Raw genomic sequence first — 24,793 nt, forward strand, 5'->3', positions numbered from 1 at the left:
TTTTAAGGCATTTAGAGGTAATACCTTTAGGGTATAAATAACAAAGTCATGGAACGCAAGAAAAACCCACAAGCAGATTTGAATAGAAATAGCGGACTTTATTTTGTAATAGGTCTTGCCATTGTCTTGTTTACCGTATGGAGATTGTTAGAATACAAAACCTATGATACGGTTAAAGAATATGATACGGTACTTAATGTTATGGATAATATGGATGAGGAGGTACCGATAACTGAAATGATAAAAACGGTTACCCCGCCACCACCTCCTGCTGCACCAGATGTAATTGCTATTGTAGAAGATATGGTAGAGGTAGAAGAAACCATTATAGAAAGTACGGAAAGTAGCCAAGAAACGTACGTAGAAGATGCCATAGTAAGCGTAGAAGAGGTAGAGGTAGAAGAAGTAGAAGAAGAAATAAGTGTTCCTTTTGCCGTAATAGAAGATGTACCGGTATTTCCGGGTTGTGAAAATTTGGCCACCAATGCGGAGCGTAAAACTTGTTTTAATGAGATGATTCAAGAACACATTAAAACCAACTTCAAATATCCTAGTACGGCAATAGAATTAGGTATTCAAGGCAGGGTATATGTTCAGTTTGAAATAAACCAATATGGTAAAGTAAGTAAAATACTAGAAAGAGGTCCGGATAAATTGTTAGAGGCAGAAGCAGGTAGAATCATTGCTTTATTGCCCCCCATGAAACCGGGAATGCAACGTGGTAGACCGGCAACTGTTAGGTATGCCGTACCTATAAATTTTGTAATGCAAATGCAGTAGAGGGTTTTATATTGTTACTTGCAAGAGCTCCATATACTTAGGTGTATGGGGCTTTTTTTAGTGTACGTTTTACCGGTTAACAGCTAATTAAATTACTTGCAAAGCTGACAATTATCATATTTTATCCCTGCTACAACCTATAGTTTTGGAATATAATTTATTTCAGGTATGTGTAGTTTAATTCAAAAATATAATGTTCCCGGTCCTAGGTATACCAGTTATCCAACGGTACCCTATTGGGATATTGCTTCTTTTAGCGGAAAGCAATGGGAGGCTTCTTTGCGTAAAAGTTTTATAGAAAGCAAAGAAGAGGGGATAAGCCTTTATATTCATCTGCCCTTTTGCGAACAAATGTGTACGTTTTGTGGTTGCCACAAGCGCATTACCAAAAGGCACGATGTAGAAATACCTTATCTAAAAGCATTACTACAAGAATTGGATTTGTATGTAACCTTGTTGGCCGAAAAACCAACTATTAAGGAGTTGCATCTTGGGGGTGGTACTCCTACTTTTTTTGCTCCAGAAAACCTAGGTTGGTTACTACAGCAAATTTTTAGAAAGGCGCACAAAGCGCAAGATGCGGAACTTAGTTTTGAGGGGCACCCTAACAATACCACCAAGTCACATTTACAAGCGTTGTATAACGTTGGTTTTAGACGGGTAAGTTATGGTGTTCAAGATTATAATAGCACCGTACAAAAAGCCATTAACCGTATACAACCTTTTGAGCAAGTAGAAAAGGTAACCCAATGGGCTAGGGAAATTGGGTATACCTCAGTAGGGCATGATCTAATTTATGGCCTACCGTTTCAAACCCTAGAAGACGTGGCGCATACCATTGAACGGACCAACGACCTTAGGCCAGACCGTATAGCTTTTTACAGTTATGCGCATGTACCTTGGATAAAAGGTAATGGACAACGCGGTTTTAAAGAAGAAGACCTGCCAAGCGCTACAACCAAAAGACAGCAATATGAGCTGGGCAAAAAGCAATTGGAAAGCATGGGCTATAAAGATATTGGCATGGACCATTTTGCGCTACCAGAAGACGAATTGTACATGGCGTCCACGCAAGGTAAATTACACCGAAATTTTATGGGGTACACGCCCTCCAAAACACAAGTAATGATTGGTCTTGGTGCCAGCAGTATAAGCGATAGTTGGTATGCCTTTGCACAGAACACCAAGAGTATAGAAGAATACCAAGAATTGGTGGGCAATGGCGTAATACCGGTTTTTAGAGGTCACATTCTTACGGATGAAGATACCATTATTAGAAAACATATTCTTAATTTAATGTGCCGTTTTAAAACAGAGTGGCAGCAAGAAGATGCGGCTTTTATAGATAAGCAGGCCATCCAAGAAAGATTGCAAGAAATGCAGAACGATGGACTTTTGATTATGGATGATCAGGGCATACAGGTAACCCCAGAAGGGCAACCTTTTATCCGTAACATAAGTATGGCACTAGATTTAAAATTACAACGTAAAAAACCGGAAACCAAGTTGTTTTCCATGACCATATAAACCCCAAAATTAGAAGCATATGAAAAATATTGTAGTACCTATAGATTTCTCGGAACAATCAGAAAGAGCTTTAAAAGTAGCTGCTGATATTGCCAAAAAGAACAATGCGGAATTGTTTGTAATGCACATGCTAGAGCTATCGCCCTCGGTAACCTCTAGTACAGATTTAATACCGCCGCAACATATGGTGCATTTGCTAAAAATCACAGAAGAGCGTTTTGAAAAATTCCTTCAAAAACCGTTTTTAGAATCGGTAAAGGTTACCCCAATTATTAAACATTACAAAGTGTTCTCAGAGGTTAATGAGGTAGCCCAAAAACACGAAGCAGATATGATTGTAATGGGATCACACGGAGTAGATGGCTTGGAAGAAATTTTTATTGGTTCCAATACGGAGCGTGTAGTGCGCAATGCAGAAGTACCGGTATTGGTGGTTAAGGGCAATTACGATACATTTAATGCGGAACGTATTGTTTTTGCATCAGATTTCAAAAAAGAATCGGCCCACGTGGCCAAGCGTGTGGTAACGTTTGCAAAGCTTTTGGGTGCGGAACTCAAGCTGGTCTTTATTAATACCCCTGCAGACAACTTTTTAAGCACAAAAGACGCTTACGAACGTATCTCTAGGTTTTTAAATGAGGCCAATTTAGGTGTTGAGGTAGACATTTATAACGATTATACCGTAGAAAAAGGGGTGCTTGCCTATGCCGAACAAAATGCTGCGGATATGATTGCCATACCTACGCATGGGCGTAAAGGTCTAGCCCACTTTTTTATGGGAAGTATAGGTGAGGATATTGCCAACCATAGCGAAATACCTGTGGTTACCTTTAGAATATAATTACATTTTTTAGATTGGTTTTCTTAGGCGCTGTTTACAGCGCCTTTTTTGTGCAATCTGATAATTGTCATGTTTTTAGCTGTTTATAAAAAGTAACTTGTAGTATAAACTAAAACTAAAAGGTGATGAAAAAGCGAGTACCCGTATCCGAGATAATGACAAAAAATGTGGTAACCCTTAGTACTACGGACGATTTGGTGACGGCAGAAGAATTGTTCAAAAAGAACAACATAAGACATATACCCGTAACCGAGGGCGCACGTATTATTGGAATGATGAGCTATACGGATTTAATGCGTATAAGTTTTGCAGATGCCATAGACGAGGATGAGCAAGAGGTAGATACCATGGTCTACAATATGTTTACCATAGAACAGGTGATGGTAAAAGATGTGGTTACCGTGCAGCGGCACACTACCATAAGGGATGTAGCCCTGTTCTTGAGCCAAAAAGAGTTTCATGCATTGCCAGTAGTAGATGGCGATGAGCTGGTTGGCATAGTGACTACTACGGATTTAATTAACTACTTATTACAGCAATACTAGACGGAAACTTAAACGAATCCACAAGGTATTGTTTGGGGAGGTTTGGGAGAGCCTCCTCTTTTTTGATAGTTAAGACTCATTTTTTTAAGGCGAAAGAGTATTTAGCGTGTAACAAATTTTAAAATGGTGCATCTTTTACCTAAATCAATTAATAACCATTCAGAAAAATGAAAACTTCTACTTTATTTTGCCTACTACTCTTAACCACAGTGGTTACCCTTAGCGCTCAGTATAAGGCAACCGCCATAACCAATCCTAAAGAAGTACTCTTGCTGGGTACGTTTCATTACCATAACCCAGGAGCAGATGTAGCCAAAACCAAATCTTTTGACATCCTAAGCCCTAGTGCCCAAAAAGATTTGGATAAGATGACCAAACAACTGGTAAACTATAACCCTACAAAAATCTTTGTAGAATGGCCATATAACGAACAAAAAGAACTAGACTCACTCTACAACCTGTACAAGGCGGGCAACTATTTTAAACAAAATAACCTATCTAATTTTTACAAAAAAAATGAGATTTTTCAACTAGCGTTTAGGGTTGCCAAAGCCAATAACCTAGAGCGGGTATATGCCATAGATTACACGGATACCAACTTTCCGTATACCGAGGTGATGGAAGACATAGAAGCCAACCAACAGACCCAATTACAGCAAGAAATAGAAGAAAAGCTAAAATGGTTTAGTGCAGATTTTGATGCGCAAATAGAAAAGGGTGTTTCCTTGATTGCCTTAACCTTGGGTATGAATACCAAAACTATGCGGTACGAGAGCAACAACCTACACAATAACGTACTTTCCCTTGTCGGTAACACAGAACAGTTTAATGGCGCGTTCTTAACGGCAGAGTGGTACAAAAGAAACTTGTACATGTGGTCTTTGGTACGCAAGTATACCGCCGCAACAGACGAGCGGGTAATGGTTTTGGCCGGTTCTAGCCACGCGGCCATGTTCGAGATTTTTGTAGACCAAGACAACAAATGGAAAATGATAGAAGTATCCCAAGTGTTGAAAGAGTAAGAAAAGGGTGCTTTTTGTTTTAGTTTAATGGCAAAGATGGCTGGTTGTGGGGGTATCAACTTAATAAGCATAATTGCATATGAAAAATTTAAGTTACCTGTTTTTACTGTTATCCCTATTGGCAGAAATATTGGGTACCATTGGCGGGTTTGGTTCCTCGGTTTTTTTTGTGCCCATAGCCAACTTTTTTTTTACGTTCGAGGCCGTTTTGGGGCTCACCGCTATTTACCACCTGTCTAGCAACCTAAGCAAAATAGCCTTATTCAAAAAAGGACTCAACAAAACGCTATTGCTCCAAATTGGTGTACCCTCCGTGGTATTTGTTGTGTTGGGTGGCTTGCTGGCCAATTATTTTAAGAGTAGCAATTTAGAATTGGTTTTGGGTCTTTTTTTGGTCGTACTGGCCCTTGCTTTCTTAATTAAATCCAACTGGGTAGTAAACCCCAATAAAAAGAATGCGTTAATAGGGGGTAGCCTCTCAGGGTTTTCTGCTGGCTTGTTAGGTACGGGAGGCGCCATTAGGGGGCTTACCATGGCCATGTTTAACCTAGAGAAAAATGTGTTTATCGCCACTTCGGCTTTTATCGATTTTATGATAGATTTCTCCAGGACCTTTGTATATTGGTACAATGGTTTTATCCATAAAGCTACCTTGGTATACGTGCCTTTTTTATTACTTATTGGTTTTATAGGTACATGGCTGGGTAAAAAACTACTGGATCATATTCCCCAAGAACGTTTTAAACGTATTTCGCTTGGGCTGATTTTGCTTATTGGTCTAGCCACATTGGTAAAGGTATTTACCACTTCAGTACCCACATAATTAGTAACTTATGGCATCAAACTAACAAATAACAGACTATTTATTCTTTTAAACTATACCAACATGTTTACCAAAGCCGTACTTAGGTGCACGCTAGTTACCGCCTTGTTTTTTCTAGCTTGCAAACAGCAAACCAAAACACCGGAACCGCTACTAGAATCCAAAGCTATGCTAACAGATTGGCCCGTTTTTGAACCCCAACCCCTAGACCCTAAAATAGAAGCTAGGATAGACCGTATTTTACCACAGCTAACCCTGGAACAGAAGGTGGGACAAATAATACAGGCAGATAGCGAATCCGTTACACCGGAAGAAGTGAAGCAATACCGCTTGGGTTCCGTTTTAAGTGGGGGTAATTCTGCCCCGGGCAATAAAGCCTACGCAGATGCCCAAACGTGGCTACAAATGGCAGATAAATATTACAATGCTTCGGTAGATGCAGAAGGTGTAGCAGTAGCCATACCAATTATATGGGGTATAGATGCGGTACACGGGCATGGCAATCTAGAAGGGGCTATTGTTTTACCGCATAACATTGGTCTGGGTGCTACCCATAACCCAGAACTCATTCAAAAATTGGCAGCGATTACGGCTCATGAACTAACGGTTTCTGGGCACGACTGGACTTTTGCCCCAACCTTGGCCGTGCCACAAGATGTACGCTGGGGGCGTAGTTACGAGGGGTTCTCAGAAGCGCCGGATTTGGCCAACCGCTACGCGGATAAAATTGTATTGGGCCTACAAGGCCAAAAGGGCGATGCAGGTTTTATGGGTGCTGGCCGCGTAATTTCTTGTGCCAAACATTTTTTGGCAGATGGTGCCACGGAAAATGGGGTAGACCAAGGTGATGCAAAAATTGACGAATCGGAATTATTAAACGTTCACGCAGCGGGATACTACAGTGCCATCCCTGCAGGTGTACAAACCGTAATGGCCTCTTTTTCTAGCTATAATGGTAGAAAATTGCATGGCGATTATGAGTTGTTGACCGAAGTTTTAAAAGGTAAACTGGGCTTTAATGGTTTTGTGGTGGGCGATTGGAACGGCCATGGCCAAGTACCCGGTTGTACCAATGAGGACTGCCCCAATGCATTTAACGCGGGTGTAGATATGTTCATGGCGCCAGATAGCTGGAAAGGGCTTTATGAAAGCACGTTAAAACACGTAAAAGAGGGCACTATTACCCTAGAACGTTTAGACGATGCCGTACGTAGGATATTGCGGGTAAAATTGGCTTCGGGTATTTTTGAAAAGGGTGCCCCTAGTACGCGCCCATTTGCAGGAGATGAGAACCAATTGGCATTACCAGCGCATCGCGCCCTAGCACGCCAAGCGGTACGGGAATCTCTAGTGCTACTTAAAAATAACAACCAACTGTTGCCCTTAGATGCCAGTAAGACTATTTTGGTGGTGGGCGATGGTGCGGAACATATTATCAAGGCTGCCGGTGGGTGGACGCTCTCTTGGCAGGGCGAAGGGCACACCAATGACGAGTTTCCAAATGGGGAGTCCATTTTAGAAGGTATAAAAGAAGCAGTGGCCAAAAAAGGTGGGAAGCTTATTTTTTCGCCAGAGGCAGATACCAACCTTACCGCAGATGTGGTCATTGCCGTTTTTGGCGAAGACCCGTATGCTGAGTTTCAAGGAGACCGCAAGCACTTGGATTTTGAACCTAACGGATTTGATACCGAAAAATTAGCGACCTACAAAGAAAAAGGCATTTCGGTTGTGAGCGTCTTCCTTTCCGGTAGGCCCATGTGGACCAATCCAGAACTAAATAATTCCGATGCTTTTGTGGCCGCTTGGCTACCGGGTAGTGAAGGTGGTGGTGTTTCAGACCTGTTGTTTCAACGAGATTCCGGCTATGATTTTACCGGTAAACTATCCTTTTCTTGGCCGGCAACCGCATTGGCGCCACAAACCAAAGACGTTCTTTTTGGTCTGGGGTATGGCTTAAATTACGGCAGTACGGAAAAAGTACCGTTGCTACCAGAAAATGCTGGTTTAGAAAACGTAATAGTGGCCTCTACCGGTGTATTTTTTGCTAAGGGGCAAGCAACGGCTCCTTGGCAACTGAGGCTACAGTCGGCCGAATTGGTAAAGCAGGTAGCCAGTTTCCCAACTTCCATTGGGGGTTTATTGGTAGCCAAGACAGACCATATGGCACAAGAAGATGCCTTAAAATTAGAGTGGACGTCTACGGAATTGTTACAAGCGCAATTAGTAACCGCTAGCCCGGTAGATATGGCCCGGGAAAGCAATGGTGCCATGGAACTGGCCTTCTACGCGCGCAATTTTGGCCAAGAAACCGCAACCGTACAAATAGGGTTGTGCGGTACGCCCGGCCTTTGCAACCGAACCTTGGCCATAACCATTAGCGGGCAAGATTGGAAAGCATACCGGCTAAGCCTTAGTTGTTTTGAAAAATTAGGTGTAGATATGTCCAACATTACCACGGCTTTTAGCATAAGCGCCCCACAGGGTACCCAGCTAGGTCTGGCCGCAATACAATTAGCTACAGATGCAGATGCCAAACCCGGCTGCAACGGGCAGTAAGCTTAAGAAAATGTCATTGGATTTAAAAAGCGAATAAAAGGTTATTAAAATTTGATTACCTTTTTGGTAACCAAAACCAAACAACGGGTATGAAAGTAACACCAGAACATAATGAACGTATAGCCAATTTAAAATTCTTTTCGGTCTACCCACATTACTTGAGTAAAGTAGAAAAAAAGGGGCGTACCAAAGAAGAGTTGCACCAAGTAATTACCTGGCTTACCGGGTACGATGAGGCGGCCCTTGCACAACACTTGGCAGACCAAGTTACCTTTAAAACCTTTTTTGAACAGGCTACCGTAAACCCTAATGCCCAATTGATTAAAGGGGTAATTTGTGGGTATCGTATAGAAGAAATAGACAATACGCTTACCCGGCAGGTACGGTATTTAGATAAATTGGTAGATGAATTGGCCAAAGGCCGAAAAATGGAAAAAATACTACGCAGCTAGCCATGAAAAACAGCGCTTTACTATTCTTGTTCCTATTTACCGCCAGCCTAATGTTGGCCCAGAACAAAACCGCCCAAAAGCCTAGGGTGCTAATAAGCACGGATATTGGCGGTACAGACCCAGACGATAACCAATCAATGGCCCACCTGCTCATGTATAGTGATCGGGTAACTATAGCAGGTTTGGTTTCTAGCCCCTCTTATGGCGAAGGCAGTACCCAAGAAATCTTTAGGATGATAGATTTGTACGAAAAAGATTTGCCTAAATTAGCAAAACACTCCAAGGACTTTGCCCAACCGGAGTATTTGCGCCAACGGGTAAAACAGGGCCAAAAAGGCACCGCGCCCTACAAAGGCTACAGAACCGCAACCGAGGGTTCTAATTGGATTATAAAATGTGCGGGCCAGAAAAAAGAACCCTTGTGGGTCTTGGTTTGGGGCGGCTTGGAAGATGTGGCACAGGCCCTGCACGATGCACCGGAAATAGCTTCTAAGCTAAAGGTGTATTGGATTGGCGGACCCAACAAAAAATGGAGTGCCAACGCCTATGCGTATATCGTGGCCAATTTTCCAGATTTGTGGTTTATAGAGGTAAATGCTAGTTACTACGGTTTTTTCTCGGACAATACGGCTATAGACACCATTAGGCCAACAGATTACTACAACAAGCATATTAAGGGCGCAGGCCATTTGGGTGCCGATTTTAAAAACTATTATGGTGGCGAAATTAAAATGGGAGACACCCCCTCCTTGCTCTATGTGCTAAACGGTAACCCAGAAAACCCCACTACGGAAAGCTGGGGTGGTAGTTTTGCCCCCATAACCCACAGCCCTAGAAAAATATACACGGCGCCCACTACGGTTAAAGACAGCATACCTTTTTGTGGTATTATGGAATTTAACCTTAAAGGCCCAGAACAGACCATGGAACCGGGTACGGTCTGTTTTAAAATGGTAGTGCCCTATGGCAAGAGCCAACAAGTATGGCCGGGGTATTATATGGGCAATGGGCAGTACCAATTACGGTACATTCCTAAAAAGGCCGAAACCTTAAACTACTATTTTACCTCTGATATTGACGCACTAAACGGATTAAAAGGTAGTATTGTGGTGACTAATAAATGGCCGGGAGACCAATTAAAAACTAGTTACCCCTTGGGCAAAACTTGGTTTACAGACAAACCCGAAGCCCAGTTTTATGACGGCAAACTACAAGGGGGTAAAACCATTGGTAAATGGCGTACTGCCGTTATGGAAGATTGGGCCCAACGCTGGGCATGGTTAAAAGAGTAACTAGGTGGCTTAATTATAAACCACCTAATATCTGATTAGTATGTAATTGTTTGTATTATTCTTTTTTTACTGAAGTGTTATCTTAATATAGGGTTTCTCATACTAGTTTTACCGTAACTTTCTTTTCCTGTTTTATGACAATAATTTTCTTCAAAGTCATAATTCTCAAATTGTTTCCATGTTCTAAAAGCATAATAGGAAAAAGGCTTTTCAGGGTTATAAGGTATTTGCTCACCTGTCCTGATACAATATCCAAACGTAGGTGATTGTTCTAAATTATTTTCTCTTTGGGGCTTTATATCATAAACCTTGTCTACGTCGCTTAAATTTTCATAATCAAAATCTGCTAATGATTTAATATCGTAGTCATGACCATTAAAAAAGTCATCTGAAACATCGAATAAAACAGATGAATTTTGAAAAGTCTTACTTAGTCCAAACATTTTTTTCTTGTATTGGGGTTTTTTTAAAAATACGACATGACTTTTTTCAAAAATTAAATCATCGGTAAATTCCTCTGTTTCCTCAAATAAATTTTCTGAAGGATTCAATATGTTTTTAGTAAAATGAACTCCATATTCAATGTTATTAATCATAGAATAATCGTACAAATTTAGTGAGGTAATTAAACCTTCCTTTTCGTTACAATAATGTTTGGCATGTAGATCTTTATTGTATAAAATAGATATGTTTTTAAAGTTTTTAAAATATTCAAAGTCCTTCTCTCTTAAACTCTTTTGTTTGTACCCTTCATTTTTTCCAAATACAAGAATTAAGTTGATTTCATGAGTTGCTTTTATCTTATCAAAAATGCTTCTTACATGATTATCTAGCTTTATAAAAGGAGAAATAACAATCACATACTTTTTAGCGTTCCATAAAATGTCTGTTAATTTTTCTTCTAGGGGTTTACCGGTTAAAAATTTACTCATCTGTTTTATTTTTGGTCAATTGGTGAATGTTCTACAACGTTTTTGCATATCAATTGTTGTGTTTTAAAATATTATCGTACTTTTTGCATAATGTTGGATTGACATTATTTTAAATTTTATGGTAAAGAGTGCTAAATGTCTAACAATTAATCTTTCAATATTGATCTGTCAATATTATTTAAATCGTACATAAAGTTTCATTGGAGACGGTAGATTTATCGCCCCTGGGAAGTATTATTTCTACGGGGTGTGCTATAGGTAGTATTTTGATTTGTACAAGCTGTTTTGCCATATTTAGGTGTTAAACCTAGTTATGGTTACAAATATTAACAGCAAGGTTAATAGTCCAATTGCAGTTGTAAATAGGCCCACTTTTTTAGATTTGGTCCAGCCAGATAATCCAATCATAGCTGCTAGCGCAAAAAGACCTACCATAAAGGTTAACATACCAATTAGTCTAGCCAATTGAAAATCTTCTATGGTGACGTTTTTAAGATAGCCACCAGGGGTTGTGGTCATAACAATTTGTACCATGGCAAAAACCGTAACCAAAAAACACCCGGCCGATAAGGTTGCACATTTTAAAATACGGTTGGTTAGTTTCGTAGTTTTATCGGAAACCAATAGGTTGGCTACAATGGTAATTGAAAATCCACTTAATAAGGAGGTGATTAGAAGGGTTTGTTTTGCTAGTTCATTCCAATATTCTAAGGTCATTTTTTAGGTGTTGGTTGGTTTGGATTATTGGTAGTTTATTTAATTAAAAAGTAGGATAATACTATTTATTAAATTTAGCTTAAAAAGACTTGTTTTTAGTTAAGTTCTTTGTTGCAACACGCTATTTATTAGTCAGTTTTAATTAATGATTTTTCGTTTTTATTATTAGGATTCCAGTCTAAAGGTCTGCCCCTTAAATGATTGTCAATAAATTCATAATCTCCACTTCCCATTCTTTTTTCAGCGTACTCTTTGTCTATTAAAGGTTTAATTTTTTCCCAATATTCTTCTGGTGCGTGTCTAAAAATAATCACAGGTGCAATATATTCAGTACATCCCAAGCCGTCTTTACTTACCCAACCTCTTTTTTTAGTTATATCAATTAAAAGTTTAGTATTTTTTCTATCAATTTCCGTTTGTATTTGCCATAATGAGTCTCTAACTTTTTTTGAACCTTTAGGTCGTTTTTCGGCTATTTCTCTTGCTATTTTTCCCCATTTCAGTTGCTCTTCCGTACTTAAATTCGAGTAAATCTCTAGAGTTAAGTTATTCGCTTTTCTAATAGAATCCAAAATTTCAAAAAACGGGTCATTCAATTCAGGTAATTTTCTAATGCTTTGGTCAGTTTCTATCATTTCAGCCAGAATTGTGCATAATTCAGTATCATTCTCATAGTTGTTTTCTTTCTTACAACTCAAGAAAATAATTGAAATAGTTAATGTTAGTAGAATGTTTCTCATAAAGTGTTATATCTATTTAGCATAAGAATAGCGGTGAAATTTCACGCACAGACTTTTCGGTTAAACACAGACCTTTTTTATATTTCCTCACTTTCATTATAGTCATGTTTTGTGAAAGCAACTAATTCATAAGTTCCAATTCGGTTTTTCTTTGGTCCATTTCCGTCTGGGTCTAATAATTCCATTGTTGCGAATCCAGTTCCTTTTATATGGTTAGGAAAGTAATACATGTCTACCGCACCTCCAATGGCGAAAGGAATTATAGCGTGTCCAACTAAGTTGTGCATTTTTCCAAGAACATTTTCAAGTCCTTCAGATTTTAATTCATAATCTTTTTCGTGTTCTTCTTCCGTAAATTCCTTTTTAATTGGCTTTTCTTTTTTGCCAAATAGTCTTTTTAAAAATCCCATATTTTGATTTCAGTTGGTTTTTTTAGGCTTTTGCAACGGTGACTATTATTAGCAATTGCCCTTTTCACTAGAACATTCGTTTTGTTGAATTAGTTTCTTCAATAAAAATCATCGTATCAAAATTTTTGATTAAAGGAAGATAATAAACATCCTCTTCCGATTCTTTTGAATACCCTATTAATCTTGTAGCTCCTATTATTTCATCTGTGGTTAGTTCATTTTTTAAGTCTAACATATCTATAACAAACTAGTTGCCATTTTGAGATAGTTTTTTTTCCCAAAACAAGCTGTCGACAGGTTGTAGCGATTCTGTTTTAAGCTTCTCATTATAAATGTGGTCTCCGTTTATAAATTTTTCGTCCATATACGAATAATTCCCTTTTAAGGTTGTAAGCCCGATTGTATAATAATCTTTTTTGAACTCTTTTTTTAAGTTACGCCCCATTATGCCTATTTCGTTGTCTGTGATAATTTCGTTGGAAATATGTGCATTGTGTGCCCAAACAATAATTTTACTATCCGAATTTTTTGCTAAAAAGGATATTCTATCAGCCATTATTTCATCTCGACTTTGAAATGGTTTTTGGTTTTTAATGTTTACATAGTTGATATAAGTGTTCTTTCCATTGAATAGAATTTCTTTGATTGATTCAGTTATTTTTTTAGTTGTTTCTAAATGATTTTCAATTTCTAATATGTTATTGTAAATTGAATTATTGACTTTATAAGCCTTTTTTAAATCATCAGTTGCGCTTTTTGCAATATTAGATTTTAATTCTTCTAATAGCTTTTTCAATACCTTGTCATTGATTGAATCTATGTTTTCTTTTATTAGTTCATAGAAAACCCAAAATGAATCATCGCAACCTTTAAACTTAATGTTGTATTGAGATTTGTTAGCCTTATACCATTGTAAGAAAGATTTCATTTCTTGGGTTTGATAAATTGAAAACAAGTGTTTTCGCATTAAACTATCTAATGGTGTTTTATCCAAATCTTTGTTCAGTATTTCAATATCATCGTACGGATTTTCTAGCACCACAAGGCTATATCCCTTTTCTATTACCAATCTTTTTGTTATAATTTCTCTAAGTTGATAAAATTCTGAGGTTCCGTGTGTACTTTCTCCTATTGCAACTATCTTTTTATCTCCAATTTTTTCTATCAACGGGTCTAAGCTATTGCGCAGCGTTTCTTCACTGGAAAAGTCTAATTTTCTAGAGGCTTTTGACAAAGCCAATTCAAGTTCGCTGGAATTGTAGTTTTCTAATGTTAATCTTTTTGATTCTTCCAGTTCCTGAATGTCTTTACCGTCAATGCTCACTTTAAAGTCATCAAACCAAGCAACACCTTTTTTACCTAAAATCCCACCTACATAGATAGTTTTTGCGTTAGCCGGAAAAGGTAGTTTTATAGAATATTCCTTCCAATCACTTGTCCCTCTTATTTTTTGATTTTGCATTGATTTAAATGCTAAGGATTTTTTTTTGGAATTTCCGTCAATACGCATTAAAAGCCCAACATATCCTTTGACATTCTCGTATTTAATTTTACCAGAAAGTACAATGGTGTCTCCAACATAATTAGCTGGAATACTATAAGTAATACAGCCAAAAGTTCCATTTTTATCTGAAACAACTTTCCCAACAGTGTTTTCTTTATCAATGGTTTCACCAGTCAAACCTTTAAAATATCCCCACTTAAACCAGCCTGTGGGCATTTTTTGTTCTTTGGGATTAAAGTCGTCAAAATCCAAATTGTATTTATCTTGGGAAAAAACTGTTAATGGAAATACTAAAAAGACTAAAAAAAATGCTGGGTTTATGGTCAATCTCATAATTATGATGAATGTTTTTTTAAGGTTACTGGTAACGGCTTCAGTATAAATTTCATAACAATCATTCCATGTAATTTCAAAACTCAATGTTTTTTATTTTTTGATCTCCAAAATATAATTCATATCCTTTGTGTTCTAATAAATCTTTTGGAATATCAAAGAAAAGGTCTATTGTAAATTTTTTTTTACTTTCAACTACTCCATAATAAGTTGAAATTCTTTGACCGCTGGAAAAAGGAAATTTTGATTCGCATATCTTATAGCCTTTAAACTCATAATCCAAAAAACTATCCTTTATCGATGGATCGTATTTGGCATAGGACACTTCTATTTCCTCTCCCTTTTTATTGTAGGGTTTTTCAATTAAATACTGATTTATTTTAGGACCGCCATAAACATAATAAGCAGAAATATCAGATAATCGATATCTTAGCTTATTGATTGAATCAATAAGTGAAAAAGAGTTAATGTCCATTTGATTATTGGAAGGAATTATTTTACACCTTACCATTACCCTTTTTGTATTTTTACCTTTAATTAACGTATGTGCTCTTGCATTAAAAGTTTTTGATACTTTTTTTGATTTGATAAAAGTAATGTTTGATTTTTCATTTTTGGCCTCTTGTCCAATTATGAAATTAACTGAGATGAATAATAATAGTATTGTAACTCTCATAAGTTCAATATTGAATTTTAATAATTAGATATTCTGCATAAACGTGTTGATAGCTTGCAGGTAGCAATTGTTTATCCATCATTACTCGGATAGTGTTTTTTAAATAAATAGGTAACACCCATGCGTAAATGCTTTGGTTGGGGGAAGTGCTAGTGCTAAAGATAGTTTTTATTTGCTTATGCTAGTGGGTTAGTAGCTAAAAGTTATTAGTAGTTAGTATTAAGTACAAAGTATTAAGTAGTAAGTAAAAAGTAGTAAGATATAGCAGTGGTCTTTTCTGCGTTCGACCTGAGCAGTTAGAAGCTGAAAACCCGTAATTCTAAACAGATTTCTCGAGCCTAGCTATGTTAGTCCCCTCGAAATAACGCCAAAACTACTAACTGCCAACTACAACAAACAGCTATTGCAACATGTTCAGCATGATGTGGCTAATGGCTAGATACAATGGCAGATTCTGGATTGTATCCTATAAACCTACATAGATAAGTAAATCTAAACCAAATAAATTTTCACGTCGGTTCCTTAGTTTGTAGCTGGCCTTAATTTTTGCTAATTAAATTATTCAATTCTTCTCTGGCTCCTTCACCAGGTCTATTGGCAAATCCATTGACTAATTCTCCTTTTGGATTATAGATAAGGTAATGTGGAATTGATTTAATCCCTAGATCTTCGATAACTTTAGATACCTTTCCATTTTCTATAAAATAATTTTGACTAGTTGAAATTCCTTCTACTACAATTGCTTTTTTCCAGTTTTCTTTTTTGTCGTTAAGGCTTAAATAAATAAACTCGATATTTTTTTCTTTGAATTCTTTCTTGAGTTTATTGGATTCTGGCATTGCTTTTCTGCAAGGGGCACACCAACTTGCCCAAAAGTCCATATATAGCCATTTACCCTTATTGTTTTCTAAAAGGTTACGATAAGTTAGCGTGTCGTTTTTTAAAGTTGTTAGAACCAACTCATTGGATTTACTGAAATCAAGTTTATAGTCTTCTTTTAGTTTATCTAGCTTTTCTATGCTGGTAGTGTTTTCCTGAAGTTTCTTAAAATATTCTTCCTTGTCTTTTACTTTAAAATTTTGACCAATTCCATTGTAAGCATCAAATAACAGGAAATTTTTCGCTGTCTGGTTAAATCGTTTGTCTTTTATGATTGAGTCAAATCTTATTCTTGAATCAATGTAAGATCCACCCGAGCCTCCATTATTTTCTTCGATGAAATTTAATTCATATTGCGAAATGTTATTCAAGTAATCCCGAAAGAATGAAAATTTCATTAAAGAATCTGTTTCTGATAAATTAAATCCAAAAACGTGTTCAATAGTTTCTTTATCTCTTAAAGATTTGTTTTGTTCTACCCATTTTTTAATATTCTTTATGTTTTTATGCTGCTCCATTAACATATTCAAGGCATCCTTGCGATAGCGGTAATTTGTTTGAGAAATTAACTTATTGCTTTTTAAAGAATCTAAAAGCTTAATCTCTTTGGTGAAATCCAATTTCGCTTGATTATAATAATCAATAGATTTTTGCTCGTAATCTTGAATATTTTCAAGAAAAAGGATATTGGCAATAATCAAATAATGACTGGTGTATTTATTGTTAAATAAGTTTTTGAGTCTATAACTATTGTAATTGAGTTCTATGTCGCTTACCTCTCTATTAGTAATTTTTGCTTTTGGTATATCATGTTCGTAATTAAATATAACGGTGTCTCCATTTTTGACTAAAAACGTTTCCTTTATTGCAGTAAAAAAGTTGTTTGTGGACAATTCTAGATAGTCATTGTGGGTTTCTATGGTAATGGTATCCAAAACGTTTGCCTTTGGCCTCCATGTTTGCACATTGTTCATGTAGTCTAGGTATGTGAAGCCATTGTTGTTCCATTTTGCCTTTGGCCCCAAACTATCTTTTAACTTTTTTCCAACGCTATCTTGTTTCATTACGTGTACATATTTCTCCGGGGCATTAACAGAAATGAGAACAATTTTATTTGGTTTAGGTATTTCGGTTACCATTTTCTCATTTTCTTTTTTGCAAGAGAACAAGGTTAAAATTAGAAGTGTAGATAAAGCGAAAAGGTAATTTTTAATCATAAGATCATATTAAAGTCTAAGGTTTTTTGTAGTTGGCTAAAAATTGTGGCTCCACAATTTTAGGACTACTTACGTACATGATTTAGAGGTAACACCCATGCCTAAACACACGGGTTGGGGGAGGTACTTGTGTTAAAGATAGTTTTTATTTGCTTATGCTAGTGGGTTAGTAGCTAAAAGTTATAAGTGGTTAGTATTAAGTAGTAAGTAAAAAGTTTTAAGTACAAAGTAGTAAGACAAATCAGTGGTCTCTACTGCGCTCGACCTGACCAGTGATAAGCCGAAAACCCGTAATTCTAAAAAGATTTCTCGAGCCTAGCCGTGCTAGTCCCCTCGAAATGACGAACTGGACGCATACCTGCATACTTTTACTTCTAACTAGAACACAGACCCCTCAGTCCTCCGGACAGCTCCCCTTACTTAGGGGAGCAGCGGTATTTGTTTTCAGAATAGCTACTATGGCAATGAGTTTGGTATGTGTAAACTAATTGCAATACCTTTATAGGTATAAAGATTTCTCAGTCCTAGCTACGCTAGTGCCTTCGAAATGACGCTAAACTACTAACTGCTAACTATAACAAACAGCTATTGCAAAACGTCTAATTATTCTTTTTATAGATTACCTTACCCACTAAATAAGGCGTATTATACAGCTTCTTTTTAAAGGCAGAGATATGATTGTTTTTATACCATTTATTTTGCCCAAAACGAGTATAGGTTAGACTTTCATCAGTGTGGGTATGTACTATGTTCGGTGTGGTTACATACATACTTCCAGAAGCTTCAACAGTATCGGGTTTAATAGTTTCTAGGCTTATAAAGATGCCATTTTCATCAAACGCCACATACTTGTTTGCCAAATCTATTTGATATTCGTTAACTCCTTTTTTCGGCTTTATTATGATGTTATCATAAAGAAGGGCTTTTCCGGGATATCCTAAGCTGTTAGCTTTGTAAAAAGATAATCTGTAGAATGTTTTATGGATGGTGATTTTCTCCTTGGATACATCCTTTAATTTGATGTTTACTTCTATTAATCTGCCTTTTTTCTTGCTCTTGTTTTCAATAAAGGTTGCCGTTTCGTAACCAAAAGGAACAGAAATGGGCAACAGTGTTTTTCGCTTACCTGTTTTAAAGTTGAGCGCTTTGGTTTCGTATTGTTCTTTACCATCAAAAACGATAACCTCGTTTAATGCTTCTATTTTGGGGGTTAACGCTACATTTAATATACTCTCCTTGTGCGCAATATAGCTGGCTAAAGCAATAGTTTTGGTTTGGTAACCAATTAATGAAATTAGTAAACTATCCTTATTAGTAGCTCTAGATAAATCTAAACTGTAAGCTCCTTTATTAGTGCTAAAAGTGCCTATTTCTTTGTTTTTAAACGATATATTAACATACTGCAAATTTTCTTTTGAAATACTATCAAAAACAACACCTTTCAATACCTGGGAATTAATTGAAAGGTGAGTAAATAGTAGAATAGTTGCGTATACGTACTTCATTCTTAAAATATAGTTTATTCTAAGGTAACCCCACAGAATATTTCATAAGTCTTATTATACTTAATTAAACCAAAAAATGCAGTGTCGTAAGACCAGACGTGTAAACATCCTTTATCATCCAACCAATTTCCAGAATGGTGCTTTGCTTCTGCTAATTGTGGATAGCACATTATTGTCATACATATTCCAATAAGTAAAGACGATTTAATTTTTTTCATTTTCTAAGATTTTAATAGTTCGTACAAGGTTGAATTTATAGTGCGCAATAATTCATATTAGTTTGTAATGGTAAGGATTCAAGTAATTGAATATGGGTATTTAGATTGATATTGGTTTTTGTAATTTGATGAATCGAATCTTACTTTAAGACTTTGGTTGGGGGAAGTACTTATGCTAAAGATAGTTTTTATTTGCTTACGCTAGAGGTAGTTACATGATTTTTTGTGGTTTATTAATACAAACCGTTTCGTAAGTTAAATAGCACATTATAGTAAAAAGAGCTATGGAAACCTGTTCTCCTTGAGGTGGCTACTGTCAATTATGAGTTTATCGTTTTAACTTTATAGGTGTTTTTGTAAGTAGTTACTTTTCAGTTCTATATTCACCAACTTTTAATTCAGGCAATCCAATTTTTTTCCTTTCCATATTAGTGCTGTCAATATTTTCAATGAACGGCGGTACAATGGTATTCGTTTTAGGGTCAAATTCCTTTCCTGTTCCATAAAGTTGATTTTTTCCAAATGCTTTTTTACGCATATTGTCAACATACATTGCAAACTTACTAGGTTCCATACGCTTTGCATTTACTTCTTTAAAAAGTAATGCTTGCATTTTTTCAATGGTCTCTTTTGGGGTATGGAATAAAAATGTCATGGGGTCAACTATAGAGTCCAATCTAGTTTCACTCAACCATCCATATTTTTCTGTTAATTCATAAATACGATTAGTGTTTTTTAAATCGATTTCTTTTTGTATTGCCCAGAGCGAATCTTCTTGTTTTTTATTGAGTTCTGATTTATGGGATTGCATAAACGAGATATATTCCTGAGTAGTTAGGTTTTTAGTGCTGTCAATTAAATTTTGATTAAAGGTTCCTAATGAAATGTACGACCTGTTTAGTTGGTCTTGTTCTTTCATTTCTTTTAATTCTGATATTAATTTCTCTTTTACAGATTCGGTTAATTCCGCTTTCTTTACTTCATATTCTTTTTCTTTACAGGCATTAATAGCCAACACTATTGTTAAGAGGTATATTACTTTTTTCATGAAATTCAGATTTTTCATAATTATTAAGAATGTTTAGGCTATGCGTAGTATACCGCTGAGTATTTTCTATTAATTTTGTTGAGTACCGTTTAATATTTTTCTAAAAATTTCTTAATCATTTTTTCAGTTCCTTCCTCGGTGTAGTAACTTTTAGATTTAACCTTGGTTTTTTCAGGTGTCTTTTCGATAAAGAAGTCAAAGTTGTCAACCGCTAAATCACAAATTTTCTTCAATCTAGTATCAAATTTCGATTTGGATTCTACCAGCTTTGTTATTCCTGTAATAATGTTTTCAGGAACACTTCTTTTGTAAGGTTCGACTTTGGTATGAAATTCTTTGTCTACAGAAATAAACAATAACAATAGAAAATGATGTCTTAAACTTAATAAATAAGGATATTTTGAACGTAAGAACCTTTCCAAGTAATTGAAAGCAATAGACGATATATAATAAGTTCTTAAATCCTGCTTAGTTTGTCCGTTGCTTTTTGTTCCTAAAAAATCCTTACGTTTCAACATTTCTCTTTCAAATCCACCATATCCTACGGTTAATTTGTGAGGTGCAACTCCAAATGTTGAGTAATAGCTCCTAAACAAATCAGTTGTCTGTATTTTATATGATTCACCAATTTCTGGATACTGGTTTGATAATCTTTCATAATACAATCTATCACCACTTCTAACTTCTATATTGAACATGTTTTGGATAGCTTTAGCTTCATCAGTTATTGATATAAGCTGAATTGTTTTGACATCATTAGCTGTGTTTGCAGTTTCTGTTATCAGAGCACGCAAATCAGTATTTCCAGTGATTATAATTTTAACAGGAATATTTACGGTCTTCAAATATTCACTCGAATGGGAATTATCTTTAACCCATTCATAAATGATATTGGATGTTTGACAACCATTGATGATTGAAAATGCTTTAATTTCTAGGTTGCCATTTTGAGGATTAAAGTGCTTTGAATGTGCTGTAATAGTGATCCCATTATGTAAGAGATGGAAAATACTATCGTTGTGGGATAAACTCTTATATATCTTACTATTTACGCTATCATCATCGCCAAACCCTTCGAAATATCTGATATTGTCAAAAAACACATCATCTAGATCGTCATCTTCCGTTGTTATAAGTTCATTTATTTCATCTAAGTTGAGATAACCGATATAGCATGTCGCTTTATCATTAGTGATTTCTATGAAGCGATCTTTTAAATCTTTAACGGGATAATCACGTTGGTTAGGTGCCAATATCGCTTCAAGTTTTTCCAAGTATTCCTGTCCTGATTTAATACCGATACTGACATCTGAAAAAATAATAGACTTTAAATCCCTTTTTTGTTTAGCTATGGCTGAAGTCCATTGAGCGTCTGAAATTGTCCTTTCAAGAGTTTTTATATCCTTGTTGATTGCACAAATTTTTACATCAAGCTCAAGTTTATGTTCTTTTTCACAGACCTTTTCGTATAAATACCTCACAGTTTGTACTTGTCGATTTGAATGTAAATCAGATGGTTGGTCATTAAAAATGTCGTAAACCGCATCGCAAACACCTTTGAATTTATCTAATTCAATTTTTGACGATTTGGATTGAATGAAGACAAATTTTGCATCTATTTTTGCCGACTCATCAATTATTTCGATAATTCGATCCTTCCAATCTGTGTAAAAGTCAGAGTCATCTTTTTCAGGAAAACTAATAAATTGATTGTTCAGTATGACATACATACCGTCAATGCCTCTTAAATCTCCAGTGGAAATAGATTTAATTTCCTCGCTATCAATTACTTTTTGAACCGTGTAATACTCAATAGAGTTAACAAAATATTCATATCGTAATGCTTTGCGATGTATTTCAGATTCGGAATTGTTTCCTAGAATTGAATAGTCTATATCAGGAAAGTGACTATCAATGAATGTTTCAATTTTTTGATCTATGCTTGCCATGCTTTGGTTTCTATTATTGTATATAACGGTCTCGGCTATGCGTAGTTGCGTGGTTTAGCATTTAACTTTGCAAGTACACACCAAACTGAAAATCCTTGAGGATTTTCAGAAGTAGGCGAAAACGAGCAATTACTTATAGCCATTGTTGTAACCAGTTATTTATGTTATGGATTCAATCGCTTTCCATAGTAAATCAACTATTGCATTCCAAACTTTTTCTATTGTTACGGACAGGATTCCTTTTAAAGTATTTACAAAGTTTAATGCCATTGCCTCCAAACCATCTAAAAAGAACTCTTTTAAATCTTCATCAATGTCTCCATTTAGAATTCCTTTTTGAATAATTATTGTTTGCTTTGCAATTGCTTCTACTTGTCGCTCACTAAACCCTCTTACAGTTGAAATATCTTTCTCTAAAATGTTTGTAGCAACTTCTTTTATGTCGTTAATTAATTCAATTACATTTTCATTCATAATATTATCGTTTTAAAAAGCTTTCATATGTTAATGCTTGGTCAAGAAATGTTTCAATTTGACCTTTAAATGCTTCTACTGCAGTTGGTTTTAATCCAGACTCATTATCGGTCTCTTTCATTTTCTTTAATGTTTTAGATATTTCTTCAAAAGCAAATGCGCTTGGGTAATCTTCTGAGAGAGAATTACCTCTCGTTTCTAACAATTCATTAATTTTCTTTGTTGCAGTATTTTTTGGAATAGGACGAGCTTTAGCTTTAATTTTTAAAGCATCATAAGCTCCAATTAAATCGTTATACTCTTTTTCTCTTTCTGAAAAGTTGCTCTTTGAAGTACCTTCTGAAACTTTAGCTAAAAAACTCATAGTTTTTTCGCTAGTTGAAGTAACTGTTTCAACAATGGCCTTATCGTATTCTGGTGCTAATAAAGTTTTGCATCCAATTATAGTACTAACTAATCCTATAAAAAGGATCAATGGAAAAATTTTCTTTTTTATTACTAACATAGTTTATCGTATTAAGTTAAAAAATCATAATCTTTAGTCTCGAGAGTATTAGAGGCAATTGTACCAACCAAGTATGGAATAGAGTAGGGTCTAATATTTGTTCTTTTATAATCGTGTGTGAAGCCTATAACGTGCATATATTCGTGTATCCAATGTGACGCAATATATCTCTCACTCATATTGCGAAATTTTTTCTTTTTTGTGAATATTGTTTCTCTGCTTCGATGTCCAATTTCACTTGTTAAACTCCTATAAAGTGTTACTCTTAAATCCCATTCGAAATCTTCTTTTTCTCCAGTGTATTGTTCTTTTCCTGAAATGATTTTTTGAAGGATAATTTCATTATCATTAATATCAGTCGTATTGTTGTTTTCATCCACAAACCTTCTGTCTTTAAAATCAGCGTTTAAGATTTCATTTCTAAAATGTTCATCATTAACGACTTCTTGGATGAGCTTTCTTACTCTTTCAGCTTTTTCTAAATCACTTTTTCGACTGAAACTTATAAGTCGATTGTTCTTAACTTTAATTTCTTTCATATGGTTGGTTTTAATTGGTTACAACAATTGTATATCCGTCATTACTCGGATAGTGTTTTTTAAATAAATAGGTAATACCCATGCCTAAATACACGGGTTGAGGGAAGTACTTGAGCTAAAGATAGTTTTTATTTGCTTACCTTAGAGGTAGTTATATGATTTTTTGTGGTTTATTTACACAAATCGTTTCATAAGTTGAATAGCACATTATAGTAAAAAGAGCTTTGGAAACCTGTTCTCCTTGAGGTGGCTACTGTCAATTATGAGTTTGTCGTTTTAACCTTATATGGGAATAAAGATTTCTCAATCCTAGCCGTGCTAGTCCCTTCGAAATGACGGACTGGCCGCATACCTGCATACTTTTACTTTTAACTAGAACACAGACCCCTCAGTCCTCCGGACAGCTCCCCTTACTTAGGGGAGCAGCTGTAACAGTTTTCAAAATAGTTTTTATAGCATTGGGTTTGGTATGCCTAAACTAATGGCAATACCTTCATAGGTGTAAAGATTTCTGGGGCCTAGCTGCGCTAGTCCCTTCGAAATGACGCTAAACTACTAACAGCTAACTATAACAAACAACCAATGCAACACGTTTAGCATAACATAAGTGGTATCACTTTTAAACCGGTAGATTTAGCTTTATACCTGCGCAGGGATTTCTAGGCCTTACCAATGCTATTTACTTCTAAATAATTTTTTTGACTATAAATTGATTACAAAACAATTAAACAAGGCTCTGTTACACCAACCCTAATTAATCTAGTTAAAAAGTAGAATGCCCTATTTTAGTTAAAAAGAATTTACTAGCCCATGCAACCTATAATTAGAAAAGCCACCATAGCAGATGTACAAAGCGTAGCGCCACTTTTTGATGCGTACCGTGTTTTTTATAAAAAAGAATCTGATGTTACCGCTGCAACCAATTTTCTTACGGACAGGCTTACCCAAAAGGATTCTGAACTATTTGTTTGTGATGCCGGAGACAACAAATTAGTGGGTTTTGTACAACTATATCCCTTATTCTCATCTACGCGTATGCAAAGATTATGGTTGCTCAACGATTTGTTTGTAGATCCTAATTATAGAGGTAAAGGGTTGTCTGTAAAACTTATAGCTGCCGCCAAGGAATTAACCAAAACCACTAATGCTTGCGGCCTATTATTAGAAACGGGTAAGAGCAATAAAGTAGGCAACAAGTTGTATGTAAAAACAGGATTTGAATTGAACCAAAGTTGTAATTTTTACGAGTGGTCCGCGGTGTAACCCACCTTCTTTTGGCTAGGGTTTAAAAGCACAACGGGCGCTGTAA

Annotated in this window: 24 protein-coding genes; 10 read left to right on the top strand and 14 right to left on the bottom strand. The window is 36.0% G+C overall.

The genetic code is table 11. The annotated features are described in order from the left end of the window. Positions 1–48: 48 nt before the first annotated feature. The 9 genes from BUL40_RS09630 (at position 49) to BUL40_RS09670 (ending at position 9,838) form a co-directional block, all read left to right on the top strand. Complete coding sequence (locus BUL40_RS09630; protein WP_080319082.1) at positions 49–780, top strand: energy transducer TonB; 732 nt, start codon at positions 49–51, stop codon at positions 778–780. A gap of 168 nt (positions 781–948) precedes the next feature. Then, entirely contained in the window at positions 949–2,307 is a 1,359-nt protein-coding gene (hemN, locus tag BUL40_RS09635) for an oxygen-independent coproporphyrinogen III oxidase (RefSeq protein ID WP_080319083.1), read from the top strand. 19 nt (positions 2,308–2,326) lie between these two features. After that, positions 2,327–3,148, top strand: a complete 822-nt coding sequence (locus BUL40_RS09640) for a universal stress protein (protein ID WP_080319084.1) — start codon at positions 2,327–2,329, stop codon at positions 3,146–3,148. A gap of 125 nt (positions 3,149–3,273) precedes the next feature. After that, positions 3,274–3,693 (top strand): CBS domain-containing protein, encoded by a 420-nt coding sequence (locus BUL40_RS09645; RefSeq protein WP_010517616.1) that lies wholly within the window; start codon positions 3,274–3,276, stop codon positions 3,691–3,693. Between the two features lie 167 nt (positions 3,694–3,860). Further along, a complete protein-coding gene (locus tag BUL40_RS09650) occupies positions 3,861–4,715 on the top strand; it encodes a DUF5694 domain-containing protein (RefSeq protein WP_080319085.1) in 855 nt (284 codons plus the stop codon). A gap of 79 nt (positions 4,716–4,794) precedes the next feature. Beyond that, complete coding sequence (locus BUL40_RS09655) at positions 4,795–5,538, top strand: sulfite exporter TauE/SafE family protein (protein ID WP_080319086.1); 744 nt, start codon at positions 4,795–4,797, stop codon at positions 5,536–5,538. A gap of 63 nt (positions 5,539–5,601) precedes the next feature. Continuing rightward, positions 5,602–8,094: a glycoside hydrolase family 3 protein gene (locus tag BUL40_RS09660; protein WP_080319087.1), complete on the top strand. Its 2,493-nt coding sequence runs from the start codon at positions 5,602–5,604 to the stop codon at positions 8,092–8,094. Positions 8,095–8,183: 89 nt separating this feature from the next. Further along, on the top strand, positions 8,184–8,546 hold the full coding sequence (locus tag BUL40_RS09665) for a DUF2200 domain-containing protein (protein WP_080319088.1): 363 nt from the start codon (positions 8,184–8,186) through the stop codon (positions 8,544–8,546). A gap of 2 nt (positions 8,547–8,548) precedes the next feature. Continuing rightward, entirely contained in the window at positions 8,549–9,838 is a 1,290-nt protein-coding gene (locus tag BUL40_RS09670) for a nucleoside hydrolase-like domain-containing protein (RefSeq protein ID WP_080319089.1), read from the top strand. Positions 9,839–9,915: 77 nt separating this feature from the next. On the opposite strand, the gene BUL40_RS09675 is transcribed toward BUL40_RS09670, so the two are convergent. The 14 genes from BUL40_RS09675 to BUL40_RS09735 form a co-directional block, all read right to left on the bottom strand. After that, on the bottom strand, positions 9,916–10,770 hold the full coding sequence (locus tag BUL40_RS09675; RefSeq protein ID WP_080319090.1) for a phospholipase D family protein: 855 nt from the start codon (positions 10,768–10,770) through the stop codon (positions 9,916–9,918). Between the two features lie 294 nt (positions 10,771–11,064). Next, the gene (locus tag BUL40_RS09680) at positions 11,065–11,487 is read right to left on the bottom strand and encodes a hypothetical protein (RefSeq protein WP_080319091.1); all 423 of its coding nucleotides are present in this window, start codon (positions 11,485–11,487) and stop codon (positions 11,065–11,067) included. A 128-nt stretch (positions 11,488–11,615) separates the two neighbouring features. Next, entirely contained in the window at positions 11,616–12,227 is a 612-nt protein-coding gene (locus BUL40_RS09685) for a hypothetical protein (RefSeq protein ID WP_080319092.1), read from the bottom strand. Positions 12,228–12,304: 77 nt separating this feature from the next. Further along, positions 12,305–12,637 carry a hypothetical protein gene (locus BUL40_RS09690; protein ID WP_217983359.1) on the bottom strand — a complete coding sequence of 111 codons (333 nt, stop codon included), beginning with the start codon at positions 12,635–12,637 and terminating at the stop codon, positions 12,305–12,307. A gap of 67 nt (positions 12,638–12,704) precedes the next feature. Further along, the gene (locus BUL40_RS15750; protein ID WP_176465468.1) at positions 12,705–12,872 is read right to left on the bottom strand and encodes a hypothetical protein; all 168 of its coding nucleotides are present in this window, start codon (positions 12,870–12,872) and stop codon (positions 12,705–12,707) included. 12 nt (positions 12,873–12,884) lie between these two features. Next, on the bottom strand, positions 12,885–14,474 hold the full coding sequence (locus BUL40_RS09695) for an erythromycin esterase family protein (RefSeq protein ID WP_141239655.1): 1,590 nt from the start codon (positions 14,472–14,474) through the stop codon (positions 12,885–12,887). Between the two features lie 76 nt (positions 14,475–14,550). After that, the gene (locus tag BUL40_RS09700; RefSeq protein WP_080319094.1) at positions 14,551–15,150 is read right to left on the bottom strand and encodes a hypothetical protein; all 600 of its coding nucleotides are present in this window, start codon (positions 15,148–15,150) and stop codon (positions 14,551–14,553) included. A 539-nt stretch (positions 15,151–15,689) separates the two neighbouring features. Further along, entirely contained in the window at positions 15,690–17,246 is a 1,557-nt protein-coding gene (locus tag BUL40_RS09705) for a TlpA family protein disulfide reductase (RefSeq protein ID WP_080319095.1), read from the bottom strand. A 599-nt stretch (positions 17,247–17,845) separates the two neighbouring features. Then, complete coding sequence (locus BUL40_RS09710; protein WP_080319096.1) at positions 17,846–18,751, bottom strand: carboxypeptidase-like regulatory domain-containing protein; 906 nt, start codon at positions 18,749–18,751, stop codon at positions 17,846–17,848. A gap of 582 nt (positions 18,752–19,333) precedes the next feature. Then, positions 19,334–20,017, bottom strand: coding sequence for a hypothetical protein (locus tag BUL40_RS09715; RefSeq protein ID WP_244901850.1), 684 nt, complete (start codon positions 20,015–20,017; stop codon positions 19,334–19,336). Positions 20,018–20,106: 89 nt separating this feature from the next. Then, positions 20,107–21,966: an AIPR family protein gene (locus tag BUL40_RS09720; RefSeq protein WP_080319098.1), complete on the bottom strand. Its 1,860-nt coding sequence runs from the start codon at positions 21,964–21,966 to the stop codon at positions 20,107–20,109. Positions 21,967–22,125: 159 nt separating this feature from the next. Further along, positions 22,126–22,440, bottom strand: coding sequence for a hypothetical protein (locus BUL40_RS09725; RefSeq protein WP_080319099.1), 315 nt, complete (start codon positions 22,438–22,440; stop codon positions 22,126–22,128). A gap of 4 nt (positions 22,441–22,444) precedes the next feature. Further along, a complete protein-coding gene (locus tag BUL40_RS09730) occupies positions 22,445–22,945 on the bottom strand; it encodes a hypothetical protein (protein WP_080319100.1) in 501 nt (166 codons plus the stop codon). Positions 22,946–22,956: 11 nt separating this feature from the next. Further along, entirely contained in the window at positions 22,957–23,484 is a 528-nt protein-coding gene (locus tag BUL40_RS09735; protein WP_080319101.1) for a hypothetical protein, read from the bottom strand. A gap of 810 nt (positions 23,485–24,294) precedes the next feature. On the opposite strand from BUL40_RS09735, the gene BUL40_RS09740 reads away from it, so the two are divergent. Then, positions 24,295–24,747 (top strand): GNAT family N-acetyltransferase, encoded by a 453-nt coding sequence (locus tag BUL40_RS09740; RefSeq protein WP_080319102.1) that lies wholly within the window; start codon positions 24,295–24,297, stop codon positions 24,745–24,747. Positions 24,748–24,793 lie beyond the last annotated feature (46 nt).

The organism is Croceivirga radicis (assembly GCF_002072105.2).
GTDB classification, from domain to species: Bacteria; Bacteroidota; Bacteroidia; order Flavobacteriales; family Flavobacteriaceae; genus Croceivirga; species Croceivirga radicis.